We start from the raw sequence: 2,878 nt of genomic DNA on the forward strand, positions 1-2,878 counted from the left end.
GAGCGGCATTGAGCAGGCAGCAGGTCTTGATCTCAGAGAAGGTCGTGCGATGTTTGATGCGACAAGAGGGACTCTGCGCCACCACAACCAAACGACGTCGCTACCGCTCCTATCGTGGTGAAATCAGCCCGGCGCCGGCGAATCTCATCAATCGCGATTTCCGTGCAGAGAGCCCGAATCAAAAATGGCTCACCGACATTAGCGAATTCCAGATCCCTGCCGGCAAAGTGTACCTGTCGCCCGTGATAGATTGCTTCGACGGCCTGGTTGTAAGCTGGTCAATCGGTACACGACCAGACGCTGAGCTCGTCAATGCCATGCTGGATGGTGCCATAGAGACAGTGGCCGAAAGTGCTGGTCGGCCCGTGGTCCACTCCGATCGTGGTGCGCACTATCGTTGGCCGGGATTGCTATCTAGGATGCGCGATGCGAGGCTCATTCGCTCGATGTCACGCAAGGGATACTCGCCCGATAACGCAGCCTGTGAAGGTTTCTTCGGCCGACTCAAGACAGAAATGTTTTATTCTCGAGATTGGCGGGGTGCGACCGTTGATCAGTTCATCGAGACCCTCGACGCCTACATCCGGTGGTACAACGCGAAACGGATCAAGGTATCGCTTGGCTCTCTCAGCCCACTTGAATACCGCGGCAAGTCTCGGAATCGCCGTATAAACCAGTCCAAGATAAACGCCGAACCCACATTCCGTGCAAATCAATACCCTGCCGGTTTCTACTCAAAACCAGCTTCAGAATGAATGCGACCAGCAGCCGGGTATCGATCACGCGCTTACGTTTTCGCCAGACTGGATCCATGGCTTGACATGGTTTGCTCAAACAGTTCGCCGGCTTTTGTCCAAAACACTGATATTCCTTCATGAGGCATCGGGAAGAGGAACCTTGCTCGATTTTTTGAGAAAACTAGCATAGCGCTTAACCGAATGCCATTGCCCGGCTTGGAACCCGATATCAGGAAAATTCGTTTCGCTGCAAAATCTTTCGTTTTCCAAGCCGGGAGAATCATATAAGAGATAACAATTATCCCAAATTAATTGCCACCCAAGAGTTGTCGAAATGCGAAGAATCAACGATGCTTTCACGGTGCCAACGGGCGACCACCCTGGCGAAAGCAACCCGGGACCGAGTGCGGGACGTGAAGCTGGAGTGGGAGCCCCTTCCCGCTCTCTTGTTCGGACTGGCATATTCGCTCCACTGCGCAGGCTCGTCGACTGTAAGGCGACGCAAGATCATCTGCCAGCGCCGCAGATGATTAATAGCGCGCGCCGGGTGATGGGACCTAGCCTCAAACGACAAACTGCCATGAATAACGCGAGAGCGATGGCGGAACTCGGTCCTGTGCTGGCCGGAATCGACACAGGGGAATCGTCGAGTGCAACGAGCGCGACTCGTTCGTCAAACGCAGCGGACGCTGCATTGCCAGACCGTCTCGAGCAAAAGATAGCGCGTGTCGAGGCCATCATGCAAAACGTGCGTGGCCCGCTAAGAAAATATGCCAAGGCAGCCGTCGAGCGGGTCCGTCATCGTATGGCGGATGCGCCATCTTTCGCAAACGTGGACGCGGCGCATCTGGATGCGCTCGTGGCGACCGAAAAGCAGCGCAATCCCGGACTGAATCTTGAACACTTTTCCCATCAAGACGATTTCGTTGAGGCAATCCGGCGCGGAACCAGGCAGTCTTTTCAGGCCATCTTTCCTTACCCCGACCCGGCGACGCATCAGTCGGAAAGCCACCATGTGATGGCCGATGTCCGGCACCATGCGGATGGGACGACAACCGTAGTTGTGGTCGAATCGGCAGAGATTTTCGCAGGGCGAGGCACTCGGCTGGGAAAACACAATCAAATCGTGCTCGCACTCAACGAGGTCGGCGTCGATTCGAACAATATCGCCGTGATTGAAACTCAGGCGCAAAAGTCGACCGACGATTGCGTCATGTACTCGCTCAATTACGCATTGAAGGCACACAAGAATCAGCGCGTGTTCGATAAATTCCATGCGCGCTTGCAACGTCAGGCCAATCCTGATCGGACCGGGCTGTCTCGCGGCGCGACTTCGGTGAACGCCCCCGAGGAAGCATATCGCATACGGATGCTGTATTGCCATGCCGCCCACGGCGCGGACGTCTTGACGACCGACTTTTACAAACACGGCTCGTCGCTCCAGCAGGCCAAAGAATTGATGAAGCGTGAGGACGGGCGCATGAGCGGGCCAGTGAACAGCGACAGACATGCGGTTCGCGAAACCTTGGTCGAGCGCAATCTGGCCTTTCGCGTGCCGCGCCCTGAAGCGCGGGATCAAGACGCGTCGGAAGGAGCGATGTTCAGCGCGTCGATCGACGGATTCCGTCTGCAGGAAATCGCCCGGGCCCTGGCTTTCGCATCTGCGCCCGCGAAGCGACCTGCCAGGCTGGCGCTGTCACGTTGGGGGTATGGTCGCGTAAGATAGGGTGACGAAAACGAAAGGGTTCTGTCGCAATAAGAACTGTGTGGTGTAAGAATGTCTATATGCATAGGAATATTTATACAAAGGGGGTGCGGCGGAATTCTTGGGGGGATGCGGACAAAATCTTGGACTACTTTGGAGGTAGTGCATGTATTCATACGCATCCCCCACGCGAAATTACAGCAACGGAAAAACGTCATCCGACGACAACCAATTAGCGACGTGCAGCAATCCCACGCGGCGGACCGATTCAATCAACTGCTCAACGGTAATAGGTGGATTCTTCCTGCGATTGCGTAATTCCCGGAATACGGCAATGGCGCGCTTTTCTTGCAAATCTATAAGGTCGCAGACAAATTCATCGGGATGAAGCACCTCAATGCCGAAGCGATCGCGGACAACCTCCACGGCGAAGTCT

General features: G+C 55.3%; 1 protein-coding gene and 2 pseudogenes. 2 read left to right on the forward strand and 1 reads right to left on the reverse strand.

The window, feature by feature from the left end; translation table 11 throughout:
* Both WM40_RS26160 and WM40_RS26165 read left to right on the forward strand, forming a co-directional pair.
* Nucleotides 1–672, forward strand: a pseudogene (locus tag WM40_RS26160) (IS3 family transposase); the annotation flags it as partial.
* A 645-nt stretch (nt 673–1,317) separates the two neighbouring features.
* The gene (locus WM40_RS26165) at nt 1,318–2,463 is read left to right on the forward strand and encodes a YopJ family acetyltransferase (protein ID WP_157685271.1); all 1,146 of its coding nucleotides are present in this window, start codon (nt 1,318–1,320) and stop codon (nt 2,461–2,463) included.
* A gap of 174 nt (nt 2,464–2,637) precedes the next feature.
* Here WM40_RS26165 and WM40_RS26170 read toward each other — a convergent pair.
* Nucleotides 2,638–2,878, reverse strand: a pseudogene (locus WM40_RS26170) (PIN domain-containing protein); the annotation flags it as partial.

This window comes from Robbsia andropogonis, from assembly GCF_000970345.1.
Lineage (GTDB): Bacteria > Pseudomonadota > Gammaproteobacteria > Burkholderiales > Burkholderiaceae > Robbsia > Robbsia andropogonis.

What these genes read in the sequence shown, in the direction of transcription:
- WM40_RS26165 (WP_157685271.1), top strand. Translation starts at nt 1,318, where the DNA reads ATGAATAACGCGAGAGCGATGGCGGAACTCGGTCCTGTGCTGGCCGGA.